The sequence below is a fragment of the Clostridium pasteurianum BC1 genome (assembly GCF_000389635.1).
GTDB lineage: Bacteria > Bacillota > Clostridia > Clostridiales > Clostridiaceae > Clostridium_I > Clostridium_I pasteurianum_A.
This window is the reverse complement of the sequence record NC_021182.1, coordinates 1,062,214-1,088,086: the sequence shown is the minus strand read 5'-3', so window position 1 is coordinate 1,088,086 and position 25,873 is coordinate 1,062,214. Positions and strand designations below refer to the sequence as shown.

At 33.0% G+C, this 25,873-nt stretch carries 22 protein-coding genes; 6 read left to right on the top strand and 16 right to left on the bottom strand.

The window, feature by feature from the left end:
- Positions 1–109: 109 nt before the first annotated feature.
- From CLOPA_RS04980 to CLOPA_RS04950, 7 genes are all read right to left on the bottom strand, one after another.
- A complete protein-coding gene (locus CLOPA_RS04980; protein WP_015614382.1) occupies positions 110–1,336 on the bottom strand; it encodes a Zn-dependent hydrolase in 1,227 nt (408 codons plus the stop codon).
- Positions 1,337–1,586: 250 nt separating this feature from the next.
- On the bottom strand, positions 1,587–2,945 hold the full coding sequence (locus tag CLOPA_RS04975) for an aminotransferase class III-fold pyridoxal phosphate-dependent enzyme (RefSeq protein WP_015614381.1): 1,359 nt from the start codon (positions 2,943–2,945) through the stop codon (positions 1,587–1,589).
- A gap of 209 nt (positions 2,946–3,154) precedes the next feature.
- On the bottom strand, positions 3,155–4,303 hold the full coding sequence (locus CLOPA_RS04970) for an iron-containing alcohol dehydrogenase (RefSeq protein WP_015614380.1): 1,149 nt from the start codon (positions 4,301–4,303) through the stop codon (positions 3,155–3,157).
- Positions 4,304–4,478: 175 nt separating this feature from the next.
- On the bottom strand, positions 4,479–5,699 hold the full coding sequence (locus tag CLOPA_RS04965) for a PucR family transcriptional regulator (protein ID WP_015614379.1): 1,221 nt from the start codon (positions 5,697–5,699) through the stop codon (positions 4,479–4,481).
- A 439-nt stretch (positions 5,700–6,138) separates the two neighbouring features.
- Positions 6,139–6,603 (bottom strand): hypothetical protein, encoded by a 465-nt coding sequence (locus tag CLOPA_RS04960; RefSeq protein WP_015614378.1) that lies wholly within the window; start codon positions 6,601–6,603, stop codon positions 6,139–6,141.
- 138 nt (positions 6,604–6,741) lie between these two features.
- Positions 6,742–7,206 (bottom strand): hypothetical protein, encoded by a 465-nt coding sequence (locus tag CLOPA_RS04955; protein ID WP_015614377.1) that lies wholly within the window; start codon positions 7,204–7,206, stop codon positions 6,742–6,744.
- Between the two features lie 210 nt (positions 7,207–7,416).
- Positions 7,417–7,686 (bottom strand): hypothetical protein, encoded by a 270-nt coding sequence (locus CLOPA_RS04950; RefSeq protein ID WP_015614376.1) that lies wholly within the window; start codon positions 7,684–7,686, stop codon positions 7,417–7,419.
- A 395-nt stretch (positions 7,687–8,081) separates the two neighbouring features.
- Between CLOPA_RS04950 and guaD the strand changes: the two genes are divergently transcribed.
- Entirely contained in the window at positions 8,082–9,362 is a 1,281-nt protein-coding gene (gene guaD, locus CLOPA_RS04945; RefSeq protein ID WP_015614375.1) for a guanine deaminase, read from the top strand.
- Between the two features lie 141 nt (positions 9,363–9,503).
- Here guaD and CLOPA_RS24155 read toward each other — a convergent pair whose 3' ends face one another.
- Both CLOPA_RS24155 and CLOPA_RS04940 read right to left on the bottom strand, forming a co-directional pair.
- The gene (locus CLOPA_RS24155; RefSeq protein WP_015614374.1) at positions 9,504–9,668 is read right to left on the bottom strand and encodes a DUF1540 domain-containing protein; all 165 of its coding nucleotides are present in this window, start codon (positions 9,666–9,668) and stop codon (positions 9,504–9,506) included.
- 71 nt (positions 9,669–9,739) lie between these two features.
- On the bottom strand, positions 9,740–10,366 hold the full coding sequence (locus tag CLOPA_RS04940; RefSeq protein ID WP_015614373.1) for a superoxide dismutase: 627 nt from the start codon (positions 10,364–10,366) through the stop codon (positions 9,740–9,742).
- 278 nt (positions 10,367–10,644) lie between these two features.
- Here CLOPA_RS04940 and CLOPA_RS04935 point away from each other — a divergent pair, with 278 nt between their 5' ends.
- The 3 genes from CLOPA_RS04935 (at position 10,645) to CLOPA_RS04930 (ending at position 13,147) form a co-directional block, all read left to right on the top strand.
- A complete protein-coding gene (locus CLOPA_RS04935) occupies positions 10,645–11,175 on the top strand; it encodes a PadR family transcriptional regulator (protein WP_015614372.1) in 531 nt (176 codons plus the stop codon).
- Positions 11,176–11,226: 51 nt separating this feature from the next.
- The gene (locus CLOPA_RS26410; RefSeq protein ID WP_015614371.1) at positions 11,227–11,349 is read left to right on the top strand and encodes a hypothetical protein; all 123 of its coding nucleotides are present in this window, start codon (positions 11,227–11,229) and stop codon (positions 11,347–11,349) included.
- A gap of 100 nt (positions 11,350–11,449) precedes the next feature.
- Positions 11,450–13,147, top strand: coding sequence for an MFS transporter (locus CLOPA_RS04930; RefSeq protein ID WP_015614370.1), 1,698 nt, complete (start codon positions 11,450–11,452; stop codon positions 13,145–13,147).
- 324 nt (positions 13,148–13,471) lie between these two features.
- On the opposite strand, the gene CLOPA_RS04925 is transcribed toward CLOPA_RS04930, so the two are convergent.
- From CLOPA_RS04925 to CLOPA_RS04905, 5 genes are all read right to left on the bottom strand, one after another.
- Positions 13,472–14,443, bottom strand: coding sequence for an ABC transporter ATP-binding protein (locus CLOPA_RS04925; protein ID WP_015614369.1), 972 nt, complete (start codon positions 14,441–14,443; stop codon positions 13,472–13,474).
- Positions 14,436–15,416 (bottom strand): ABC transporter ATP-binding protein, encoded by a 981-nt coding sequence (locus CLOPA_RS04920; protein WP_015614368.1) that lies wholly within the window; start codon positions 15,414–15,416, stop codon positions 14,436–14,438. The genes CLOPA_RS04925 and CLOPA_RS04920 overlap by 8 nt, the downstream gene beginning before the upstream one ends.
- A 4-nt stretch (positions 15,417–15,420) precedes the next feature.
- Positions 15,421–16,338 carry an oligopeptide ABC transporter permease gene (gene opp4C / locus CLOPA_RS04915; RefSeq protein ID WP_015614367.1) on the bottom strand — a complete coding sequence of 306 codons (918 nt, stop codon included), beginning with the start codon at positions 16,336–16,338 and terminating at the stop codon, positions 15,421–15,423.
- A 141-nt stretch (positions 16,339–16,479) separates the two neighbouring features.
- Positions 16,480–17,436 (bottom strand): ABC transporter permease, encoded by a 957-nt coding sequence (locus CLOPA_RS04910; protein ID WP_041710801.1) that lies wholly within the window; start codon positions 17,434–17,436, stop codon positions 16,480–16,482.
- An 80-nt stretch (positions 17,437–17,516) separates the two neighbouring features.
- Entirely contained in the window at positions 17,517–19,223 is a 1,707-nt protein-coding gene (locus CLOPA_RS04905) for an ABC transporter substrate-binding protein (RefSeq protein ID WP_015614365.1), read from the bottom strand.
- 525 nt (positions 19,224–19,748) lie between these two features.
- Between CLOPA_RS04905 and CLOPA_RS04900 the strand changes: the two genes are divergently transcribed.
- Both CLOPA_RS04900 and CLOPA_RS04895 read left to right on the top strand, forming a co-directional pair.
- A complete protein-coding gene (locus CLOPA_RS04900) occupies positions 19,749–20,153 on the top strand; it encodes a hypothetical protein (RefSeq protein WP_015614364.1) in 405 nt (134 codons plus the stop codon).
- 735 nt (positions 20,154–20,888) lie between these two features.
- Positions 20,889–23,444, top strand: a complete 2,556-nt coding sequence (locus CLOPA_RS04895) for an FAD-dependent oxidoreductase (protein ID WP_015614363.1) — start codon at positions 20,889–20,891, stop codon at positions 23,442–23,444.
- A 110-nt stretch (positions 23,445–23,554) separates the two neighbouring features.
- Here the strand turns inward: CLOPA_RS04895 and CLOPA_RS04890 are convergent, their stop codons facing one another.
- Together CLOPA_RS04890 and CLOPA_RS04885 are read right to left on the bottom strand one after the other, a co-directional pair.
- Positions 23,555–24,229: a gamma-glutamyl-gamma-aminobutyrate hydrolase family protein gene (locus CLOPA_RS04890; protein WP_347460035.1), complete on the bottom strand. Its 675-nt coding sequence runs from the start codon at positions 24,227–24,229 to the stop codon at positions 23,555–23,557.
- Between the two features lie 161 nt (positions 24,230–24,390).
- Positions 24,391–25,860 carry a glycoside hydrolase family 32 protein gene (locus CLOPA_RS04885; RefSeq protein WP_015614362.1) on the bottom strand — a complete coding sequence of 490 codons (1,470 nt, stop codon included), beginning with the start codon at positions 25,858–25,860 and terminating at the stop codon, positions 24,391–24,393.
- Positions 25,861–25,873: the final 13 nt, after the last annotated feature.

The following is a 25,873-nucleotide window of genomic DNA, read 5'->3' as shown; positions in this document are numbered from 1 at the left end:
ATTAATTTATACAGTAAATTCAGAAAAATTTTACCAATTTATCATCTGAGGAAGGGATGGGTAAAGCTCATCCTTTATCTTCGTAATTAAACGAACTAAATAGATGCCTCTACTTCTTATCGATATCCAACACCGTTTGCAGTAATACGTTAGCCCCTTTTAAGCAATTATCAAGGGGGGTTTTTTCTATTTCACAATGGCTGTGCCCACCAATACTTGGCACAAATATCATAGTTACAGGCAGCATATCAGCTACAAACTGGGCATCATGTCCAGGACCACTGTACATTCTCATATTGGAGTATCCATGAAGATTTGCATTTTTTTCAACGAAGTCCACCAATTCTTTATTATAGCTGACGGTTTTACGTGACCACAATTCCTTGTAGCTAACCTTACACTTTGCAAGTTCAGAAGGAATTCCCTTAATAACTTCAACCACTTGCTGTACTACTGCTGGATCTTGATGTCTTGCATCCAATGTAAACTTAACATCATCCGGTATAATTGTATGCACATTTGGCGAACAAATAATTCTACCAGTAGTATAAACTAGTCTTTCATCAAGTTTGTCAAGTTCTCTATGAAGATACTGAATAGCCTCAGAAGCTGCTAAAAGAGCATCCTGTCTCAATTTCTGCGGAACTGTTCCGGCATGACCAGCCTGGCCGATAAATTCAAATTCATAATTGACCATCCCAACAACGCCTTCTACAACGCCGATATCCATTTTTGCAGCTTCAAGCACTGGCCCCTGCTCAATATGCAGTTCTACAAAAGCCATATAGTCCTTAGGATTCATTCTGTTCTTCTCATCACCCTTATATCCGCTTGCATCAAGAGCTTCACCAAAGGTCATTCCTTCATTATCCTTTGACGCCAGCATCTTTGCCTTATCAAATTTACCAGTAATAACACCTGATGACATCATGGCAGGGTCGAAACGAGCCCCTTCTTCATTGGTCCATATCATAACTGTAATTGGATGGCGGTGGGGAATCTTCTCTGCAACGATAGTTTCAGCTACTTCCATTGCGGTCATTACACCTAAAATGCCGTCATAGTTTCCACCTTGTACTACTGAATCGCAATGTGATCCCATTGCAATATGCGGAAGATTTTCTGATCCTTTAAATGTGGCATATATATTTCCCATATCATCTATTACGATCTCTGCGCCCAGTGCTTTCATTCTCTTGCAGAATTCTTCTCTTGCCTGAAGGTCTGGTTCTGATAAGGATAACCTTGTTATCCCACCTTTTCCGGTATCACCGAATTTACTAAATGTAACAATCTTATCTTCCATTCTTTCTCTGTCACAACTAATATTTTTCATTATACATCCTTCTCTCTAAAATTCTTTATGATTTTCTCCTACCCCTATTATCATATAGTCTCTACATTATCTGTCGTTAAATACCTTCATCACTGCTCTGGTTTTAAAATAATGCTCCAGGATGTGGTATTTACGATTAAAAGTGCTTTGAACGAGTACTAGCAAAACTTAGATTTTCTTTCGCAGTGAAGGCACTCATAATTGAAAATATTACATCCTGCTTTAGAGCATTATTTTAAAGCTACTCCCATTAATGAGTTAAACTATCTGCATAATCAAGAACTTCATCTAGTATTGCCATAGCTTCCTTAATTTCCTGCTCTTTTATTATAAGAGGTGGAGCAACTAATATGCAGCTCTCATGAGAATAAGTTGAAAAGCCCTTCTCTTTTAACATTCCAACAAGCTTTGACATTATCTTCTCTGGATCTTTACCATAAGGAACCATTGGTTCTCTTGTTTCCTTATTTCTAACAAGCTCTACTGCTGAAAACAGTCCTATATACCTTACGTCCCCTACAGAAGCATGTTTTTCTTTCAATTTTTCAAGCTCTGCTCCAAGCACTTTACCCATCTCTCTTGAATTTTCAATAAGTTTTTCTTCTTTATACACATCAATAGTCGCACAGCCAGCAGCACAGCCAATTGGATGAGCGCTGTAAGTTAAACCACACATAAGCACATTATCATCAAAATGTTTTGCAATTTCCTTGCTGACAATAACTCCACCTAAAGGCACATATCCACAAGTTATACCCTTAGCAAAAGTAATAATATCAGGTTTTACATTCCAATTGTTACAAGCAAACCATTCACCAGTTCTACCAAAGCCAGCCATAACTTCATCATAAATCATAATTATGTTAAACTCATCACACAATGTTCTAACCCCTTCAAGGTATCCCTCTGGAGGTATTATGACTCCGTTACTTCCTGTTACAGTTTCCAATACTATTGCAGCTACAGTGTCAGCTCCTTCATAAGTAATCTGCTCTCTAAGTTTATTTACATAATACTTTGATGCCTCTTCTTCACTTTTAAATTCTATCTTTTCCTGGTATATATAAGGATCAAAGAATTTCACAAATCCAGGTATTCCAGGTTCACAAGTATATCTTCTAGGTTCACCTGTAAGATTTGCTGCACCAAAGGTTGAACCATGATAAGAACGATAACGTGAAAATATTTTATACTTTCCAGTAAACATTCTAGCCATCTTTATGGCATTTTCATTAGAATCCGCTCCTCCTAAGGTAAAAAATACCTTTCCCATGTTATCTGGTGCGATTTCTATTACTTTTTTAGCAAGTTCTGATCTTACATCTATAGCATTTCCTGGACCTGTGAAAGCAAGCTGTGACGCTTGTTTCTGTATGGCCTCTATAACTTTTTTATTTCCATAGCCTATATTTAAATTTACAAGCTGTGAAGACATATCATAATATTTTTTACCATTTTCGTCCCAGAAATAAATTCCCTCTGCATTTGTAATTACTGGAGGATTTAATTTAGCCTGAGCACTCCAGGAATGTAAATTATATTTTTTGTCATATTCTTTTATTTCAGCTACTGTTAATACAGCCTTTTCTTTATTTATTGTTTGTTCCATAATAATCGATCCCCCTAAAATATTCTTAATTGATTTATACATTGTGAAACTTTGCCAATTTCATATTTGATATTGTTAAAATAAATATAACCTTAAAAATAAAAAACTAACTATTTACTCATTGATTACTTTTTAGCACTGTGATCATCTTGTATATCCTGTTTAAAAACTTTATTTCTATCTAATCCTTGATTGCTCCTTAACATGCCCTAGTAAATACTCTTATAAATATCTATAAGATCTTCTAAGCTAGATTTTCTCGGATTAACTAACGCACTTCCACTTTTAATGGCATCCTTGGCAAGAGTTTCTATCATCTCTTCCTTAACTCCTACATCTCTTAGTTTTACTGGAAGCCCAGTTTCTGCATATAATTCCTTTACTGCCTTTACAGCAAGATTACTTGCTTCTCTTAAGGATAATCCCGCAGTGTTCTCCCCCATGGTTTTTGCAATATCTCTAAACTTTTCAGGGCAAGCTGCTCTGTTATATTCCATAACCCTTGGAAGAAGTATGGCATTTGCAAGTCCATGTGGCACTCCAAAATATGCACCAAGAGGTCTCGACATGGCATGTACTAATGCCACTGAAGCATTGCTAAAAGCAAGTCCTGCCTGCATTTGTGCAAAAAGCATGTTGTTCCTTGCATCCATGTTTTCTCCATTTTGTACGGCCTTTGCTAGATTTTCACTTATAAGCTTTATAGCCGAAAGTGCCTGCACACTAGTAGCTGGCTGAGCCTTTTTTGATATGTAAGCTTCTATAGCATGTGTCAATGCATCCATACCTGTAGCAGCGGTAACATCTGGCGGCACCATTAATGTCAATTCTCCATCTAAAATTGCAGCTTTAGGTATCAGTGCCTCTCCACCTATTAACATTTTAACCTTTCGTCTTGTATCAGTTATAACTATAAACTTACTCACTTCACTTCCTGTTCCTGCTGTAGTTGGAACTGCTATAACCGGTACTCCATGAACTTCTGGCTGCTTTTTCTCATAATCCACAATACTTCCACTGTTAGTGAGCATAATGCTTATTCCCTTTGCTGCATCAAGAGGGCTTCCTCCTCCTAAAGCTACAATTACATCGATCTCTTCCTCTTTGGCAATTGAAGTTCCAAGCTCTACTGTATCTACGCTGGGATGAGATTCAACTTTGTCAAAAATTATATATTGAAGATTTTCCACTTTTAAACTATCTATAACTTTGTCCAATGCTCCAGTTTTTTTAGATGAACTCTTCCCCGTGACAATCATTACCTTTTTGCCATATTTTTTAGTTTCTTCACCTATTTGTTTTACTGTACCTTGTCCATATATTATTTTACCTGGTGATTGAAAAACTGAACTTATCATCATTGTGCCTCCCAACTGAATTTATTGCCATTTTGTCAAATTATTTTTAATAAATTTGATAAATTAATAATTATTATGTAAGTAATTTATCATATTTCAATTGGTTTTTATATGTCCATGATGTACAAATATATATGACTTCATTTGTTTATTGGTATCTATTATTTTTAGCTATCTAAATATATTTCAAAAATTTTCCGATCTTTAAAGCCTCATTGAAATCAAATAGGGTATTTATATCTCTAAGATTGCATTGTAAAATTTCTTCCATTCTGCTCATTCTGTACTTCATAGTATTTCTATGAATAAAAAGCTTTTCAGCCGTTTTTCCAAGATTAGCACCTTCGGATAGGTAAGCTTCCAATGTTTTCACCAGATTTGTTTCATTTTTTAAATCGTAATCAATTAATTTACCTAAGGTTTCATAGTAAATTTCTTTCATTTCACTTTGTCTATTTCCATCAAAGAATATTCTATATATGCCAAGTTTTTTGTACTCTTTTAAACTACTTTTCTCTCCACATATTTTTATAATTTTTAATGCCTTTTGTGCTTGATTAACACTCTTCCTGAAATCCCTCAATTCACTCCATTTATTGCCTATTCCTATGCTTACAGTTAAATTTTTCAATTTTTCCTGAACACTTTTTATAATATCCTGTCCAATAGCTGCAGTTCCATCATATTTATCTCTTACTTCCCTTATAGGCATCATTAAAATAATGGAATCACCCTGTATTACATAAAGTACCTTTCTATTCCATTTGTTCATAACAGACAATACAATTTGTTCTATATTTTGTTTAATTTCTATAATAGTATCTTCCTCATTTATCTTTTTTTCTTTAATAAAATTTTTAAAATTATCTATATCTACAACCAATGCACAGTAAATCTTATTTGAATTATACCCATAGTTAGAAGCCCTATTTAAAATTTCGTCCGTAAAAAGTGAATCCCCCATAATAATTTCTTTCATGAAACTATGCATGGATTCATGTTCTACCTTATTCATAAAAATTGCTCTTGATATACTTTGAGTTACATCTATTAATTTAACTTCAAAAGGCAATTCAAATATGGGAAAGTCAAATTTATCAGCCAATTCTTTTACTTCTCTAGGCGTTTCTTTTATGTAAGGTCCCGTATTTATAACAAGTCCTGAAAGATTTCTGTCTATTAAGTCATTTACGAATTTCAACAAAATGTTTACATCATTTTTTATAACTACCCCTGTTATAAAAAGTAATTCTCCCCCTTTTACCCATTCCGACACCTGAGGACTTTCCACCACGTGAATCCACCTTATAACTTTATTAATTCCGCCCTTTCCAGCTACTAATCTCATTTTCTCAAAATAAGGTAATTTTAAAATACTCTCACAAGTAATAAGCATAAGTTTAACATCTCCTTTCTACCAATGAATCTTTTTATCAAAAATGTACAATTCCTAATTTACACTTACATATACTGCTATTATATATCATTATCTTAAAAAATAAATATTATAATTATCAAATCGTTAAAAATGCTATAAAATTATTTTCTGATGCTGTAATTTTATTTCTTCCCTTTGGAATTTTAAGCAGAAAATCACCCTTTGAAATACTACTGCATATTCAATCATATGGAATTAGACTAATTTTATCATTAATCCCTGCTATATATACACTAAAGAATAATTATTAGAATAGTTAAGAACGTAAAAAATCTGTGTAACCCCTATTACTAAAATAGACGTTACACAGATTTTTTATAACTAACTATGTTTTATTTTATACAAATCTACAATTTGAATATTTTCAATTATAATTATGCCTATTGTAAACCAGAAACTAGCAGCAGCAAACTGGAGTATTGTTCATGCACATCATAGCAGTACATCCACATTCCATCATGCTCATCATACATTCACAACATCGTTGAATCATAGAACACATCATTTCATCTCCACTAGTCCAAGTCATGCACATTCCGTCCATAGTCATTTCGCATTTGCACATTCCCATCATCATGTTGCATTCCATCATTTTCATTCCGTTCATCATCATACACATACTAGTCATTCCGCCGCTTAACATTGAGCAAAGATTCTGCATCATTGCAACTGCTGTTTCATCTTTTGACATGCACATCATTTTCATTCCATTTTTACATTTTTCCATTTTCATTTCCATACGTGGAATCATCATCATGTTCATTTGTGGCATTGGCATATCCATCATACCCATACCATTGTTCATCATCATTCCTTTATTCATCATCATATTCATACCTTTACCCATCATTTTTGTTTCCATTTTTATACCCTCCTAAAATTTAAAAAATCTACACAGATTTTTTAGTTACATACTTTTTTCCAAAATGGAATAAAGTATACATAGCCTACCGATTTATAAGTGTTTTGCATTATAATTATGTTTATTGTAAACCAGAAACTAGCAGCAGCAAACTGGAGTATTGTTCATGCACATCATAGCAGTACAACCGCATTCCATCATGCTCATCATACAATCACAACATTTTTGAATCATAGAACACATCATTTCATCTCCGCTAGTCCAAGTCATACACATTCCGTCCATAGTCATTTCGCATTTGCACATTCCCATCATCATGTTGCATTCCATCATTTTCATTCCGTTCATCATCATACACATACTAGTCATTCCGCCGCTTAACATTGAGCAAAGATTCTGCATCATTGCAACTGCTGTTTCATCTTTTGACATGCACATCATTTTTATTCCATTTTTACATTTTTCCATTTTCATTTCCATACGTGGAATCATCATCATGTTCATTTGTGGCATTGGCATATCCATCATACCCATACCGTTATTCATCATCATTCCTTTATTCATCATCATATTCATACCTTTACCCATCATTTTTGTTTCCATTTTTATACCCTCCTAAAATTTTAAAAATTTAAATAATAGCTTGTCTCTAGTTTACTAGTTAACTCACATTTCTGGTTTATTGAATAAACTTTGCCTCTAGTTTCTCCAGTAAGCTGTACCTCTGGTTTGTCCAGTAAGTTGTGCCTCTAGTTTATCTAGTCAGCCACCTGCCTCCAGTTTTCTGGTCAGCAGTGTTAATACACTTTTATTTTAATAACAAAAAACTACAGCAGTATTCATAAAATATTTCATAAATATTACTGTAGTTCTATATTTAACATATTGAAATTTTTTATTCATCATTTTACATAAGCAACTGCACATCATGTTCACATTATTCATCATACAGCAGCATAAGCATGACATAATCATACAGCATGCAGAGCACATAGTACTCATTAATTTATTCATAGCCATAGAAGGGAACATATCATTGATTTTTACATTTTCATTTAATAAATTTAGTTTTAATGATTTCATGTTTACACCCTCCTTAACCAATATTTTCTCTCATTAATTGTATTTTATTCCATATTGGTATTAACGTCAAGTGTAAAATCAAATATTACATTACATTTATTTTTTTAATTGATAGAAGATGGTAATTATAGTTTTCAAGATCATCGTTAAAATGTTTAAAAATCTATTTCCAATGTCCACTAAAAATACCTGAATATTTTAAAATACTTAGCACTTCATTGACAAAATATTTTCTAAAAGCTATAATTGGGCAGTATTTATTTTGGTAGTCAACAGTTATTGTATTCTTGAACTAAGAATAATTTAAAGTATGGAGTAGTACATAATCCCATATACTAACAAATGTACAAACACAAGGAATATAATAGTGTGTATTTCAGAAAGAAGGAATAGTTATGAACAATATTTATGCTGTTAAAGGTAATATTATATTTACTCCTAGTTTTGGTAAATACAATATATTTAAAAACAGTTATATTATAATAGAAGATAAATATGTTAAAGGAATATATGAAAAACTTCCTACAATATATAAGGATATATTAGTAAAGGATTATGGAACTTCACTTATAATACCTGGTTTTGTAGATTTACATCTTCACGCTCCTCAATTTGCAAATCTGGGGCTTGGACTTGATAAGGAATTAATGCCATGGCTGGAAACCTACACTTTTCCAGAAGAAAAAAAGTATTCTGATTTAGCTTATGCTAAAAGAGTATATTCTTATCTTATAAAGGAACTATGGAAGCTTGGCACCACCCGTTCTGTAATCTTCGCAACTCTTCATAAGGAAGCCTCTAAAATGCTTATGGATATGTTTAATCAGTCAGGACTTTCAGCCTATGTAGGTAAAGTTAATATGGACAGAAATTCACCAGATTTCTTGGTAGAAACTACTGAACAGTCTTTAAAGGATACGGAGGAAATTCTCATAGAATACTCAGATAAATACGATTTAGTTAAGCCAATAATAACTCCCAGGTTTGTTCCCACCTGTACTACTAAATTAATGAATGGTCTTGGAAAACTGGCAGTAAAGTACAATGCTAAGGTACAATCTCATTTATGTGAGAATAAAGATGAAATTTCCTTTGTAAAGCAGCTTCACCCTAATAGTAAAAATTATGCCAGAGTATATGATGAAGCAGGACTTTTAGGACAACTACCTACCTGCATGGCACACTGTGTATTATTAGATCAAGATGAAATTGATTTAATGGCTAAAAGACAAGTTTTTGCAGTACACTGTCCTAATTCCAATAGTAATCTATCCAGTGGCATGGCTCCCATAAGAGGACTTATAGATAGGGGTATCCCTGTAGGTCTTGGCAGTGATATTTCCGGTGGTCATAGTTTATCTATGCTTAACACCATAGTATCTGCGGCTCAAGTATCAAATTTAAATTATGCTATTAAGAGAAGATCTGAAAAGAGTTTAACTACCTCTGAGTTATTTTATCTTGCTACAAAAGGCGGTGGAAAATTCTTTGGAAAAGTTGGCAGCTTTGAGAAGGATTATGAATTTGATGCTTTAGTAATTGATGACAGTACTCTTCCAATAGTAAAACCTTTATCCTTAGAAGAAAGGCTTCAAAAATTCATCTATACTGGTGATGACAGAAATATAAAGGTTCGTTATGTGGCTGGAAATGAGGTTTTAGAGCCTGTATTTTAAACAATTCAAATATTTTTTTAGATGAAATACATTTAGGCATTTTTCAATTTTCTCCATTTAATAAAAAAAGCCTGAAGTTAGTATTAGCAGCTAACTTCAGGCTTTTTGTGCAGAATAAATTTACTTAACTTCCATATAAATTTATTTACCTGGTTTAAATGTTGTACAACAAGTATCATCACTAGTATGTGGATCATTTTTACCGCTCATTGGATTAACCTCCAAAGCACTTGCATTACAGACATTGTTTTTCCAGTAATTGCAGCTATCAACACCGCATTTGACTTCCATTTTAGGTGCGCTCATAATATAAATCCCCTTTCATTTGTGTATTACATAGCTTAGTATGCTGTAAAAAATAGATTTTATACGTAAAACTAAAAAGGATACCGTTTCATATTTTTAACATGTATCAAGGAAACATAATTGGCTAATCTATTATTTAAAACTCCCCAATTAATATTCTTTATAAATGTAGCTATATACTTTTTCTTATCCGTTCCAAAATCCATAAAATATGCATGCTCATAAAGATCCATAACTAATAGTGGATAAGAAAGCCATACAGCACCAGTATCATGTAAATCACTGCCTATTATGTGAAATTTATTATCTATGGAATCAATAGAAAGAACTGCCCAACCTCTCATAGACAACCCTACATTTGTGAGATAAGATATAAATTTATCATAGAAAGAAAACTGGTCTATTATAGCATTAAGTACAGGACCGAAAGGAGTATTATTTCCTCCTGTCATATTTTCAAAATAAAGCTGATGAAGTTTTACACCATCTAAGGAATATGTTTCTCCCAGCTTCAAACTACGCATATTTGAATAGGTTGCATTACTATCAGTGTAATTCTCAGGTACATAAGGTGTATTCCAAATTTTATTTAATGTATTTACATACCCTACATATAATTTGTAATGTTCGTCTAGTTGTTTAGTTGAAATTCCATTAACTGATTTTAGGTTAAAAGTCTCGGGTTTTATATTATACAATTAAATCACTTCTCCTATAAAACATATCATTATATACTATGTGATAAAAATTTAAATGTTCAACAATTCATACTATTATCTTAAAATAAAAGTTTATCCAATGACTCCTCCCTATAACACTCTATCACTATATGGGAAAAACCAAACAAATACAAAATGAAGTAAGATTCATTGATTAATACTTTTCAGTTAGCTTTATTGTTCATTATTTCCCATTGACAAATATAGGCTACACTACTATACTATATAGTAGTGTAGCCTATAAAGGAGGTGTAGCCTTGGTATCATCAATTGATTTAATAATTCTAGGATACTTATTTCGTGGTGAAAAAAGTGCTTATGAAATGGTTAAAGAGTTCGAAACCTGGGACTTGACTCATTGGATCAAAATAAGTAATGCTTCTATTTATAAGAAGATTATTAAGCTTTGCGAAAGTGGATATCTCAATTCAAAGACTATTAAAGAAGGTGAAATGCCAGAAAAGATTGTATATTCTATAAATAAAAAAGGTAATGAATACTTTCATAAACTTATGGATGAGTCTTCAACCAATATTTCCAATGTATATTTTGACTTCAGCGGCTTTATTGCAAACTTAAATAATGTTAGCGTTGATGAAAGACATACTTTGCTAAAAAAGTTCAATAATACATTAAAAGCAAAAAATGAATACATGAATGGCGCTCATAAAAAAGAACATAAAGACTTGAAAAATGAAAATAGTACTGCGGAGGATATCATAGGCCTTTATGAAGATCTATATAAACTTTTAGATAAATGGTCTTCAAAACTATTAGAAAAATATTGACATTATTTATTTTGTTAATAACAAGGATTCCATTTAGCAGGTAATTCATCAATGAATCTTACTTGGTGGGAGTTTGTTGTACTCCCGCCAAGTTTAGATGAATTATCCAGGGACGTGTCACTGTTATCTCCAGCTTTAGAAGGTGGAGTGTTACAGAGATTAGTCATCGGATAAATATGCTGAACACTGCTTACAAGGATTACCTTTAAAATCTAACATGAAAATAATAATAACAATTATGTTAAATAAAATGAAAAATACGAGGAGATTTAAAATGAACAAAAAATCTAATTCCAATACTGCCATTGCCTTTATTGCCATAATATTAGGTTTTTTTATGGCACTTTTAGACACAACCATAGTTAATATAACTCTGCCTAAAATGACAGAATACTTTAATACCACAGTACAAAATATATCCTGGGTAATAAATGGCTATAACATTGCCTTTGCTGTAATGATAATAACAGCTTCAAGACTTGCAGACCAATTTGGAAGAAAAAAATTATTTATTATGGGTGTAATAGCCTTTACTATATCTTCCTTACTATCAGGTCTATCCGCTTCTCCAGAAATGCTAATTGTATTCAGAGTAATACAGGGTTTATCTGCTGCTTTTGTAGTACCAGTTACTGTGCCCCTAGCAGTTAACATATTTCCTCCTGAAAAGCATGGAATGGTAGTTGGATTATGGGGAGCTTTTGCAGGTCTTGCTGCTGCTAGTGGTCCTTCTCTTGGAGGTATACTTACTCAATTTTTCAGCTGGAGATTTATATTCTTTATAAATATACCTATTGGAATTATTTCAATCATTTTAACAATAAAATACATTAAGGAATCCTATGATACCTCTGCTGATAGAAGTATTGATCTTTTAGGCATATTTACACTTTCTACTGCCGTATTTTCATTAACTCTTGCACTTATAGAAGCTAATGATAAAGGATGGACTTCAAGCTTCATAATTTCATTATTTGCCATATTTATAGTATCCTTTATACTGTTTATAGTATCAGAATTAAAAGTAAAAAGTCCAATGCTTCCATTTAGCCTTTTCAAAATAAAATCTTTTTCCTGTGGAGCAGTTGCCCTGTTTTTGCTGGGTCTTGGCATGATGTCTGGTGCATTTTTCTTAGCTTTCTTCCTAACTCAGGTTAAAGGGTTAGATCAACTTTACGCAGGTCTCATTATATCAACCATGGCAGCAGGTTCTATGGTAAGTTCAGCTCTATCCGGACGTTTTATGCAGAAATTTGGTGGAAGATGGTTCAGCGTTGCAGGTATGGCTCTTCTTTCCCTATCCTGCTATCTTTTCAGTACTCTTACTCAGTATTCAACAGATTTAGACATAATATGGAGACTTGTTGTAGGTGGTATTGGTATGGGGCTTTCTATGTCCTCCATGATGGGCTCTATGATAAAAAATGTGCCAAAAGACAAGGTTGGTATGACCTCAGGTGTAAACAATATGACAAGAACTCTCGGTACAGTACTTGGCGTAGCGGTACTTGTAACCTTATTTAATTCCAGCATGACTAGTGAAATGTCAACAGCTAAAACTGATGCCATTAATATAGTTAAAGCTGATACAATTTTTAATGCTGATGCTAAAACAGCTATGATAACTTCACTTAATTCAAGCAGTTCATCTAGATCTAGCAGTAAACCAAATATAAATGATATATTAAAACAAATTGATGCTAAAGAAAAGGAGACTTTACAAGCCTCTCCCCCTGCTATGCAAGATAAAATACAGCAAGGTTTTGAGGCTCAAAAGAAGGAAACAAAAACACTTTTTACAAATATACAGACTAAATTTACAGATCATACGGTAGCTGCCTTCAGTTCTAGCTTTAGATATGGATTTTTCATATTGATACCTGGAATATTCTTTGCTTTCTTTAGTGATGAAAAAAGAAGAAAAGAAACTGATTTATCAAAACATAAGGAAAATAATTTATCTGCAGTATAAAACATAAAACCTATGATGGAATATGAATTCTATCATAGGTTTTATGTTCTACAATTTTTTATGAAATCTATCAATGAATCTTACTCAGTGGGAGTTTGTATTCCCACTGAGTTTAGATAAATTATCCAGGGACGTGCCGGTGTTATCTCCACCTTGAGAAGGTGGAGTGTTACAGCGGCTAGTCATCGGATAAACTATCGGTAAGCAAACTTCATAGAATATTTTATCAATGAAATCTTAAAAATTGCTTCTAAGTAACTTTTAAGATTTTAAAAGTTACTATATATGCCAATTAATCAATTTAAAATAAAGTTTATATAGAAATCATCGTGAAATCAAATGACAAGCAACTTCATGCTTATCTCCCAGTTTTTTAAACTCTGGAATTTCTTTGCTGCAAATATCCATTGCATAAGGACACCTTGTGTGAAATCTGCATCCTGAGGGAGGATTTTCCGGACTTGGAATATCTCCTTTAAGAATTATCCTCTTCCTTTTCAGTGTAGGATCTGGAATCGGAACTGCCGACAAAAGAGCCTTTGTATAAGGATGAAGCGGATTTGAAAACAACTCATCCCTTTCCGCTAATTCTACAATTGTTCCAAGATACATTATGGCTATCTTTGAGCACAAATGTTCCACCACACTTAAATCATGAGATATGAAAAGATATGATAAATTACGTTTTTCCTGTAAATCAATAAATAAATTTATAATTTGGGCTTGTATTGATACATCAAGTGCAGAAACAGGTTCATCTGCAACAATAAATTCTGGATTTAAAGCCATGGCCCTGGCTATTACAATACGTTGCCTTTGTCCCCCGGAAAATTCATGAGGAAATCTGTCATAGTAATGGGCAGCTAATCCACACATTTCTAAAATTTTCTCCACTTTTTCATGGACTTCTTCCTTAGATGCAAGTTTATGTTCCAAAAGTGGCTCCGCTATAGCATCACCTATTCTTATTCTAGGATTGAGGGAGCTATAGGGATCCTGAAATATATACTGCATCCTGGGTCTTAAACTTTTCAGCTCTTTTTTACTTATATTATTAATATCTATATTATCGAATATAACTTCACCAGAAGTTTTTTCATGCATTCTTAGGATAGTTTGCCCTATTGTCGTTTTGCCACTTCCAGATTCCCCTACCAGTCCAAAGGTTTCTCCCTTATTAATCTTAAAGCTCACTCCATCTACAGCCTTCACATATCCAGTAGTTCCTCCGAACAATCCGCCTTTAATTGGAAAATACTTTTTTAAATCCTTCACTTCCAGCAATACCTCACTCATGTAAATTTCCCTCCTCATATAGCCAACATGCAATTTTATGATTATTATCTATAATATATGAGGGCATTTTTTTCTTACATATGTCCATGCAGTGTTCACAGCGGTCATTAAAATAACAGGATTCCTTAAGCTGAGATAGATCTGGCACATGTCCCTTTATTGAATAAAGACGTTCTTTACGCTGCCCTATAATTGGCTTCGACTGTAAAAGTCCTTTTGTATAAGGATGTTTAGGATTTTTAAATAGCTCTATTACAGGTGCCTCTTCTATAATTTTACCTGCATACATTACAATGACATGGTCAGCCATTTCAGCTACAACTCCCAAATCATGAGTTATAAATAAAATGGACATATGAAATTCCTCTTTTATTTCTCGAAGTATATCAAGAATTTGTGCCTGTATGGTTACGTCCAATGCCGTAGTTGGTTCATCTGCTATTAAAAGCTTCGGTTCGCAGCTTAAGGCTATGGCAATCATAACTCTTTGAAGCATTCCTCCACTAAGTTCATGAGGATAGGCTTTCATTATTTGCTCCTGCCTTGGAAGTCCAACCTTCTTAATAAGTTCTATTGCTTTATCGTAAGCTTCTCGTTTACTCAATAGGGTATGTTCTAATATTCCTTCCATAATCTGTTCACCTATTGTAATAACTGGATTCAGCGAAGACATTGGCTCCTGAAATATCATGGCTATTTCATTTCCTCTGAGATTAGTAATTTCTTTTGTATTCATGTCTAGAATATTTTTTCCTTTATAAATTATTTCTCCCCCTACAATTTTACCGGGATCATTTATTAATCTCATAATAGAAAGTGATGTAACACTTTTACCACAGCCTGATTCACCTACTATGGAAAGCACTTGTCCTTCTTTAATTGAAAAGCTTACATCATCTACTGCTTTACTTACCTCTTCTTCTGTATAAAAATAGGTTTTCAAATTATTAACTTCAATTAATGTTTCCTCCATAAGTCTACCTGCCTTTCATCTTAGGATCTAATGCATCTCTTAATGCATCACCTAATAAATTAATGGCTACCACAGTTAAGAATATTGCAACTCCCGGTGGAATCCACAGCCATCCACGTTTTTGAAAATCTAATAAATTATTTGCTGCATTTATCATATTTCCCCAGGATGGTGTTGGTGGAATAACCCCCAGTCCTAAAAAGCTTAAAGTGGATTCACTTAATATTCCGTTAGCAGTACTCAAAGTAGCCACAACAATTAAAAGTGGAAAGGTATTTGGAATTAGATGATTTAATATTTTCCTTTTATCACTTAATCCAAGTACATCAGCTGCTTTCATATAAGGCTGCTCACGAAGAGAAAGCACCTGACCTCTAATAAGTCTTGCAAGTCCAGGCCATCCAACAAAACTCAGCATAAACATTACAATATAAATTCTGTAATCATTTGGCACCTTAAATTCAGATAATAGAGCTGCAATAATAATTAGTAATGGCAGACCGGGTATGGACATCAATATATCTGCAATACGCATGATTATATTATCCACTATTCCACCATAGAAACCTGAAACTGCGCCAAGTATTGTTCCAAGTATTAGTGAAAGTATCATAGATGCTATTCCAACGGTAATGGAAATTCTTCCTGCCAGCATAAGTCTTGTAAGTACATCCCTTCCATATTCATCTGTACCCAGAATATGTGCAAGACTCGGTGCCTCTTTCATTATGGTAGTATCAATATCATTTGATCCATAAGGTGAGAATAGAGGTCCTACAAAGCTAAATAAAATTATAAATATAATAAAACCTATGCTGACAACAGTAAGTTTATTTTTTAATAATCTATGTAATGCCTGCTGCCATAAAGATTTAGATTTCTTTTTTGTTCCACTTTCTGTATTTCTTTTAATTAACGCCATTATTACTGCTCCTCCTTTTTATCTTTTCCTGACTGAAAGGTTCAGACCTCCACCTCTAAGCGAAGCGAAGGTGGTACTTTCCAATCAGGTGGGGTAGACTCCCCACCTGATTTACCGATGCTTCAGCCTGCTGAAACGAGTTCACTTTAGTCGAATTCTTGGATCCGCCACTGCATATAAAATATCAGCTAGAAAATTCCCAAAAATAGTTAGAAAAGAAAGAAGCATAGTCAATGTCATTAGCACCGGATAATCTCTAGCACTAAGAGCATCCAGTTGAATTCTTCCAATACCAGGCCAGTTAAAAATCTGTTCTGTTATAATAGCTCCAGAAAAAAGTCCTGGAATTTCAAATGCCAGAAGAGTTATAGCAGGAAGCATAGCATTTTTTAACGCATGTCTAAATATAACTGTCCTTTCCTTTAAACCTTTAGCTCTGGCCGTTCTTATAAAATCCAATCTAAGCACATCCAGCATACCGCTTCTAAAATATCTGGTAAGAGATCCCACACTTAAAAAAGTAAGCACTCCCACAGGTAAAATCATATGCCTAATTACATCTAATACATAGGTAATACCTGTATAATTGCTACCCGTTTCAATCATGGAGCCAACTGGCAAAAGCTTCAGATCCACTCCAAATATTTTAATCATAAGTAGTCCTATGAAAAATGATGGAACAGATAGTGAGGCAAAAACTCCTAGAGTTACTATTCTGTCGAAAAAAGAGTGCTGTTTTGTAGCTGAAAATATTCCTATTACCAGAGCAATAGACCAGGTAAAAATCAATGTGGCAATGGCAATTATAAAGGAATTCCATATAAATTGATTTATTAAAGAAGTAACTGATTGCAAATATTTTAAAGAAAATCCAAAATTACCATGTATGGCATTATTAAGCCAGATAAAATATCTATGTATTATGGGCTTATCAAGTCCGTATAACACTCTCAGTTCATGAGCTCTTTGAGGAGTTATTTTTCGGTTTCCGTCAATGTAATCCCCTGGCATCAGGGCAAATAGATAAAAAATTATAACAGAGACTCCAATAAGTGTTGGAATCATCTGCAAAAATCTATTTAAAACATACTTTTTCATATACACCCTCCTAAAAAGGGCTGTTTCAAAATGCATTGCATTATGCATTAGAAACGGCCCTTTTTATTAAACTAATTTTTTTATTTTTTAATTTTTAATTTTGAAAGGTTAGTTGAATCAACTCCAGCAAAATCATTATTCTCTAAGCCCTGTATTCTACTGTTCCAAGCTGATATTCCTTTTCTATAATCTATTAATATAACAGGAGGGTCATTGCTTAGTTCTTGGTAAAGCTTCTTGTAAGTTACTTTTCTCTTACTTTCATCTAAAGTGCTGATTCCCTCTTTAATAAGTTCATCTACCTTAGGATTAGAGTATCCAGAAACATTTACATTAGCTGACTGACCAGACGCAAATTCTGCTACTGCATCATTTGGATCCACTAGACCATTTGAGCGGAAGCCTCCAACTAAATCATAGTCACCTTTAGTTAACTTTCCAATCAAAGTATTAGAATCCATTACTTCAGGTTCAAAATCTATGCCAAGCGCCTTATAGTTTTCTTTTGCTATTGGTATATTCTTATCTGTATTCTTACTGGTTAAATATGAAAGTTTAAGCTTTTGACCGTCTTTTTCACGAATACCATCTGAACCTACTTTCCAACCAGCATCATCCAATAATTTTTTAGCCTTAGTCTGATCGAATTTATACTTATTTATGCCATCCTCTGTATAAGACCATAAGGTAGGTGCTCCTATAACATTTGCAACTTCACCATAGCCGCTATACATAGCATCAACAATTTTTTGACGATCAAGTCCATATATAAGTGCTTGCCTTACAGCTTTATCTTTCAAATATGACTTCTTGCTATTCATGTATATTAGTCCATAATCAGGAACTGTACGTATTCTTATATTGGCAAAGCCCAAACTCTGTAATTGTTCTATAGTATCTTTATCAGTAGCAAATGAATCTAAGTCAATTTCGCCAGTTTGAAAAGTCTGAAGTGCTGTGGTAGTAGATGAAACCTTAAAAATAAGATGTTCAATATTAGGTTTTCCACCATAATAATTTTCATTAGCCACATACCTTACTTCTTGTCCTGGTACATATTTGTCAAGTTTATAAGGTCCAGAACCTACTGGTGTTCCATACAGTGCCTTTAAGTAATCAAGTTTACCTCTCTGGTATTCTTTACCATAATAGGCCTTTGATAATACTTGTCCTCCTAATACGGTCAAATTTAAAGGATTTATTTTTTCAGTAGTAATTTGAATTGTCAATGGATCAATAACTTTAATTCCCTCTATAGAAGCTGCACTTCCATTTTTATATGCATCTGCACCCTTTATATACGACTGTGAAATATCCACATATCCTGAATATGCGGGATCATCTAAAAGAGTTAGAGTGAAGGCAACATCATCTGCAGTTATTGGTGAACCATCACTAAATTTTAAGTTTTTTCTCAAATGATAGGTATAGGTTAAGTTATCCGAAGATATATTCCAGCTTTCAGCTAAATCGGGAGTTGTCTTTCCTTTTTCATTAACAGCTACCAAAGATGAAAAAATAGGTCCTACAGCATTACCATCCCATCCATTATCATAGAAATAAGGCAGGAAGACTCCACCTGGTGAATGTATTGTAGCAATAAAGGTATCTGGACGATCTTTTACTGGACTTTTACTTGCATCCTTAGCAGTAATATATTTGTCCGTAGTATTTGATAATTTTGTTTCTTTAGCTGGCTGCTTTGATGCTGAAGAATTTCCGCAAGCACCCAAAAGCAGCATCACGCTAATAGCTGCTATAATTACACTAATAGTTTTCCTTTTCATTTAATTACCCCTCTCAATATATATATTAATTAGTATTACATCAAAACAAATAGTTTTTAAAGAAATTATTACAAAATTGTTTCCTATCATTCCTATTTGTTTACATTTATTTGAATTTTATAATAGAAATTTAACATTGTCAACAATATGATTAAATTAAACAGTATTACCATTTTGCTTTTTTATTAGTAAATAATTAAAATAAAAACATTTAATTAATAAATGAATATTTAATTACCTGTTTAATTAACAATTTAGGAAAATATAAATTTACTGTAGAGAAAGTCTATCTATAATAAATGGAGTAATACTCTTAAGTAACAATACTATTTTGTTTATAAATTAAATTCTAAACATGTAAAGGTACTTTACATAAAAATCTAAAAAAGCATATAAAAATTTTTAATTTTTACTTACTTCTAGGAGGAATATAGACTTATATGTAGAAATACTATAATGTAAACATTTTAATAATATATTTTACTTGTTTGTAATATATTTTATATTAAAGGAAGGTGTGTTAAAGTGAAAAGACTATTTATAAAACCAATTCAAGATCAATTTGAAAAAGTAAATCAACGTACGAGAAAATTAGTAGGTATTATCGACAAATCCGATGAAAACCATGTCATCCAGGGAATTATGAATGTGCTTCATAAAATAAACGATAATTTTTATATTATAACCAAAAGATCTGAGTATTATCTATATGGTTACGATAGCGATAATTTAGGTGTAAAAATAATTGTCAATCATAACTTTTCTGAAGTTGATGCCAAAACTTCTAATATAGAAATGCACATGAGTCCTTCTGAAGATAATGAAAACGATTTGGTTATATCTATAGAAACTGACAATCCGGAACACTCTAATGACGTAGAAGCCTTTAATAATTTTTGTCTACAGCAATTGTTCATATATGAAGAGTAAACTACCCAACTTAAAGAAATAAGAGTTTTCTGCTTTCAAGAGTTCCTAATCTATACTCTCCACGGGCTTGAAATCCCTTTTCACTGAAGATACTGTACCATAGTGATCTGCATGAACATCGAATATTTTACGTAATGTAATATCTATCTCTTACCTATAGAGGATTGGAAAATTTCACACATTAGGTTAAAATAGACATGAGAATATTTCAATATGAAATGTTTTCATGTCTATTTTTTTATTTTCATAGATATAGTTATATATTTTTCAAAATATATCCATTAATGACTTACTATCTATGTTATTCTTTGATAAAATATTGTCATACATAATATTTTTCATATTCATATGTCATATAGTTAGACATATGAAAATAAATAGTAAGTCAAAGATGCGACGTATATTTTGAATCATACAAGGAAACAGGTTCCTTTATATTAAAACTTTTATCCCATGGCTATCCACTCTAATACTCCCATCGCTTTTCGTAAAGTGTGAATAAAGAGTGGCTACGTCCCTGGATAACGACTTATCCTAAAGGACAACGAGTTCTAAGTATCAGAGGTTATAACCAAAGACTCCACCTGATGCCAAGAACTCTGTTTATATGAATATAAAGTAATTTTGAAGTAAAAACTACTTAAATGTGTTGCAATTATCATTATAATGTATTAAAATAATACTTAATAATTATTATTTGTTAATAGTACATATTATAAATGAGGAGTGATTATAATGAAAGCCCTAGAAGTAAAGAAAGATATTTATTGGGTAGGTGCCCTAGATCCAGGTCTTAGAATATTTGATATCATAATGTATACACCTTTCGGAACAACCTATAATTCTTATATAGTTAAAGGCAAAAACAAAACAGCTGTCTTTGAAACCGTTAAAGAGAAGTTTTTTGATGAATATCTTGAAAGATTAGAATCCTTAAATATTGACATAACAAGCATAGACTACATTATAGTTGACCACACAGAACCGGATCATGCAGGCTCTGTAGCAAAACTCCTTGATATATCGAAGAATGCAAAGGTAGTTGGTTCTTCTACTGCCATAAAATTCTTAAAAGGCATTGTAAATCATGACTTTGATTATATTGAAGTAAAAGATGGTTCTAGCTTAGATTTAGGTGGAAAAACTCTTAAATTTATTTCAGCTCCTATGCTTCATTGGCCTGATTCCATATATACTTATATACCTGAGGATAAGTTTTTAGTGACTTGTGATTCCTTTGGATGTCATTACTGCTTTGAAGAAATGTTTGATGATAAAATAGAAAATTATGATGATTATCTTGAGGCATTAAAGTATTATTTTGATGGCATTATGGGGCCTTTTAAACCTTATGTTTTAAGAGCCTATGAAAAAATAAAAGATCTCCCTATCGATACAATCTGCACAGGTCATGGACCAATTTTAAGAAAACACCATAAGGAAGTTATAGATCTCTACAAAAAATGGGCTTCTGAAAACACATTAAATCCTAAAAACATTGTAATCAGCTACGTTTCTGCTTACGGATATACAAAAGCTTTAGCTGAAAAGATAAGTGAAGGAATACAGTCCACAGGTGATTTTAATGTGGAATTACTAGATGTAATATACAATAAACAGGAGGATGTAATAGATAAAATAACTGATGCCACCGGTGTATTGTTTGGTTCACCTACCATTAACAGTGACGCACTTAAGCCAATTTTAGATCTTCTCAATATATTAAATCCAATAATTCACGGCGGAAAAGTTGCCGCTGCCTTTGGTTCCTATGGTTGGAGTGGAGAAGCTGTTCCAAATATAGAGAGAAGACTTAAGGAATTGAGATTTGATGTTCTCACTCCAGGGCTAAAAGTAAACTTTAAACCTTCTGAGGAAGACTTTATTTCTGCCTATAAACTTGGTGAAAGCTTTGGAGAAAAAGTAAAGGAGCATCTCAATAAGGGTGTGAAAAATAAAAAAAAGGCTAACACAAAGAAATGGAAATGCCTTGTATGCGGAGTAGTATTTGAAGGAGATAAACCTCCTAAAGTCTGCCCTGTATGTGGTGCTGGAGAAGATCAGTTTATAGAGGTAAAACAGGAAGATGTAACCTTCGCTTCAGATAAAAAAGAAAAATTTCTTATAATAGGAAATGGTGCTGCTGGCTTCTATGCTGCTGAAGCTATAAGAAATAGAAATAAAGCTGCTGATATTGAGATAGTATCTTCGGAAAAATATAGAACTTATTATAGACCAGAACTTTCAGATTATCTAAGTGAAAATCTTCCGGATAATAAGCTCTACGTTGCGCCAGAGATCTGGTATACTGAAAATAATGTAGTACTTACTCTAGGTACAACAATAAAAGAAATAAAATCAGAGGAAAAAAAGGTAATTCTACAGGATAATACTGAAAAGTCCTATGATAAGCTGATACTGGCAAATGGAAGCAGAAACTTTATTCCACCATCCATAGAAGGTATTGATAAGAAAGGTGTTTACACACTAAAATCTTTAGATGATGCTTCTGAAATAAAAGATAATTTATCTAAAATAAAGAATGCAGTAGTAGTAGGTGGAGGTCTTTTAGGACTTGAAGCTGCTTGGGAAATGAAAAAGCACGGTATAAAAGTATCCGTTATAGAGTGCATATCAAGACTTTTACCTAAACAATTAGATGAAGCTGGTGGTAAAGTATTTAAACAAATTGCAGATAAATCAGGTATAGATATAGTGCTTGACGAATGTGCAATTAAAATACACGGTAATGAAAAAGTCACTGGTGTAGAATTAAAAAGCGGTAAAATTATAGATGCAGATTTAGTTCTCTTCTCCGTTGGAATAGTTTCAAACAAAGAAATTGCTGAAAATGCCGGTATTACTGTTAATAGAGGTATCTTGGTAAATGAAAAAATGGAAACAAATAAAAAGGATATATATGCCGCTGGTGATGTTGCCGAATTTAACAGCTTAGTTTATGGTAACTGGAATGCAGCAGTAGAAATGGGTAAAGCTGCTGGTGCCAATGCTGTTGGAGATGATGTTAAATTTGAAGACTTTGTTTCTTCTGTAATATTCAATGCATTAAATACCTCCGTACTGTCTCTTGGAGAGATTTCACCAAAGGATGGCAAAAAAGTGGAAGTTGCAGATGATAACAGTGAAAAAATCAAAACCCTATTCTTTAAAAAGGATGTATTTGCAGGTGGTTATCTAATAGGCGATACCAAGGAAGGTGCTAAGCTTATTCTGGCAATGGAGGAAGGCAAAACTCTCAATGAGGCTCTTTCTGAAGGCCTTATAGTTTAATTGACAACGTCCATTTGGTAGTACCCTCGGGGTAATTTCCAATAAAAAATCACTATGGGATTCATATGAATCCCATAGTGATTTTTTGCTGCTACCCTAGGGCTGCTAATTTAACCCTTCTTTACATTTTTTATTAATTCTTTAAATATATTAAGCATTTCAGGAGAACTGCTGCTCATCATTTCAGGATGCCACTGAATTCCCATGACAAAATTTTCTTCCTCCTTTTCTATGGCTTCAATAGTACCATCCTTTGTCCTAGCTGCAATTTTAAAACCTTCTGCCACTCTATTCAAGCTTTGATGATGAAAACTATTTGTAGTTACTTTTGAGCCCAGTATAGAGTTCAATCTGCTTCCCTCCACAATTTCCACCGTATGCCCCGCAGTAGAAGGACTGCTTTCTTGAAAATGCTTTATATAACAATTTTCATCATAGGATAGATCCTGATTTATAGTTCCTCCAAAGGCTGCATTCATAAGCTGAATTCCCCTGCATATCCCAAGTACAGGTTTATTCATTTTACAGGCCTCCTTTAACAGCCATATATCAAATTCATCTCTCTCTGGTAATATAGCCCCCAATTTTTGCTTTGGCTCTTCACCATAAATTAATGGATTCACATCATAACCACCGGACAAAATTAACGCATCTGCATTTGACATTTGTTCTTTAGCTAGTTCCTCATCATTTACAATGGGAATTATATAAGGTATACCCCCTGCCATAGCCACAGACCTTACATAATCATCATTTACATAAGCCCTTTTATAGCCTGGAAACATTCCGCCTTGATCAATTTAAAACTTCCCGATATACCTATAATAGGTTTCTTATTCATTTCATTCCCTCCTGTTAATCCAGTTATTGCTTTTCATTCATATATTTTTTCTTCTAAAACATCCTTCTTTAAGTTTGATAAATATACATTTTCTTGTAAAATTAATCACAGTTCCCAGTACTGGACATCCAGCTTCACATCGCCATCTTTTGAGTAGAAAATGATATTTCTGCTGTCTCTATGTGGATATATTCTTGCTGTAAAAACTTCTTCTCCACCATTTACAAAAACCTCAATAGAAGATGTATCCATAAATATATGCAGCTTTAAACTACCATGATTTTTGACCTTACATTTTCTAACTCCCTTTAAGCTTAATCCACTTTTATCTCTATCTAAAACTAATTTTTCACTTTTCGCATCATAATAAATAAGTGTCTCTTCACTGCAATCTTTATTACATCTAAGTTTTATTCCAAGTTCTGAAACAGTATTCCATGAAAAATCACACAATAATTCGCAGCTATCACCATTTATATTATGAAATTTAACTTTATCACTTTTTATTCCAACATTTTTATACTTTATCTCATTTTTTCTTAAAAGCTTCATTTCCGATACTGGCTTTTGAATGATTTTATCATTTTTTATACCAAGTTCTCTTACAATTGTGAGACAATGCAGCCAACCATTTTTAACTGTAGGACTTTCCTCTTCATCGGGCAATCCCATCCATCCTATTAAAAGCTGTCTTCCTCTACTATCTTCAGTAACTTGCGGAGCATAGAATTCAAAGCCTCTATCCAATTCCATAAAGCTTCCATAATTTAATTTTCCCCTTTTATAATCAAGAGTTCCCATTAAATATCCACATTGATGCCTGTTATTATATAAATCCTCTTTCCTCTTAACTCCCTGAGGACAAAAAATCAATATATCCTTACCCTCTACATTTAATAAATTAGGACATTCCCACATGTATCCTAAAAAATTCAATTCATCTATATTTGCTCCTGCAACTTCACCTATCATCTTCCATTTAAATAAATCCTGTGAACTATACAATAATGCAGCACCCTGTTCTTCTACAGTTTGAGTTCCTATTACCATATACCATAATCCGTCATGTTTCCAAACCTTAGGGTCTCTAAAATGTCTTGTATATCCATCTGGTTGATTATATATGACAGGATTATTTTTATGCTTATTAAAATTCAAACCATCTTCAGTCCGTGCAATACACTGATAGGTTTCTCTATTATTAGAAGCATCTTTAACATTTCCAGTATACATTACAGTAAATATGCCATTACAGTTAACGGCACTGCCGGAATAGCAGCCATGAGTTTCATACCATTCACTGGGACAAAGTGCTATAGGCAGCTGCTGCCAATTAACCAAATCAGTACTCTTTATATGGCCCCAGTATACTTTTTTGCCTTCAGGGAAAAAAGGATTAAATTGATAAAAAAGATGATACTCACCATCTATATAAATAAATCCATTTGGATCATTCATAAAACCTACTGGTGGCATTAAGTGGTATTTTAGCCTATAGTAATCACTATTAACTTTTTCTTCTCCATTTGCAATTGCTCTATATGCTAATTTCATTAGCTCTTCATTATTATTCATTATTATCACCATC

What these genes read in the sequence shown, in the direction of transcription:
- CLOPA_RS04980 (WP_015614382.1), bottom strand. Translation starts at nt 1,336, where the DNA reads ATGAAAAATATTAGTTGTGACAGAGAAAGAATGGAAGATAAGATTGTT.
- CLOPA_RS04975 (WP_015614381.1), bottom strand. Translation starts at nt 2,945, where the DNA reads ATGGAACAAACAATAAATAAAGAAAAGGCTGTATTAACAGTAGCTGAA.
- CLOPA_RS04970 (WP_015614380.1), bottom strand. Translation starts at nt 4,303, where the DNA reads ATGATAAGTTCAGTTTTTCAATCACCAGGTAAAATAATATATGGACAA.
- CLOPA_RS04965 (WP_015614379.1), bottom strand. Translation starts at nt 5,699, where the DNA reads ATGCTTATTACTTGTGAGAGTATTTTAAAATTACCTTATTTTGAGAAA.
- CLOPA_RS04960 (WP_015614378.1), bottom strand. Translation starts at nt 6,603, where the DNA reads ATGGAAACAAAAATGATGGGTAAAGGTATGAATATGATGATGAATAAA.
- CLOPA_RS04955 (WP_015614377.1), bottom strand. Translation starts at nt 7,206, where the DNA reads ATGGAAACAAAAATGATGGGTAAAGGTATGAATATGATGATGAATAAA.
- CLOPA_RS04950 (WP_015614376.1), bottom strand. Translation starts at nt 7,686, where the DNA reads ATGAAATCATTAAAACTAAATTTATTAAATGAAAATGTAAAAATCAAT.
- guaD (WP_015614375.1), top strand. Translation starts at nt 8,082, where the DNA reads ATGAACAATATTTATGCTGTTAAAGGTAATATTATATTTACTCCTAGT.
- CLOPA_RS24155 (WP_015614374.1), bottom strand. Translation starts at nt 9,668, where the DNA reads ATGAGCGCACCTAAAATGGAAGTCAAATGCGGTGTTGATAGCTGCAAT.
- CLOPA_RS26410 (WP_015614371.1), top strand. Translation starts at nt 11,227, where the DNA reads ATGAATCTTACTTGGTGGGAGTTTGTTGTACTCCCGCCAAGTTTAGAT.
- CLOPA_RS04930 (WP_015614370.1), top strand. Translation starts at nt 11,450, where the DNA reads ATGAACAAAAAATCTAATTCCAATACTGCCATTGCCTTTATTGCCATA.
- CLOPA_RS04925 (WP_015614369.1), bottom strand. Translation starts at nt 14,443, where the DNA reads ATGAGTGAGGTATTGCTGGAAGTGAAGGATTTAAAAAAGTATTTTCCA.
- CLOPA_RS04920 (WP_015614368.1), bottom strand. Translation starts at nt 15,416, where the DNA reads ATGGAGGAAACATTAATTGAAGTTAATAATTTGAAAACCTATTTTTAT.
- opp4C (WP_015614367.1), bottom strand. Translation starts at nt 16,338, where the DNA reads ATGGCGTTAATTAAAAGAAATACAGAAAGTGGAACAAAAAAGAAATCT.
- CLOPA_RS04910 (WP_041710801.1), bottom strand. Translation starts at nt 17,436, where the DNA reads ATGAAAAAGTATGTTTTAAATAGATTTTTGCAGATGATTCCAACACTT.
- CLOPA_RS04905 (WP_015614365.1), bottom strand. Translation starts at nt 19,223, where the DNA reads ATGAAAAGGAAAACTATTAGTGTAATTATAGCAGCTATTAGCGTGATG.
- CLOPA_RS04895 (WP_015614363.1), top strand. Translation starts at nt 20,889, where the DNA reads ATGAAAGCCCTAGAAGTAAAGAAAGATATTTATTGGGTAGGTGCCCTA.
- CLOPA_RS04890 (WP_347460035.1), bottom strand. Translation starts at nt 24,229, where the DNA reads ATGTTTCCAGGCTATAAAAGGGCTTATGTAAATGATGATTATGTAAGG.
- CLOPA_RS04885 (WP_015614362.1), bottom strand. Translation starts at nt 25,860, where the DNA reads ATGAATAATAATGAAGAGCTAATGAAATTAGCATATAGAGCAATTGCA.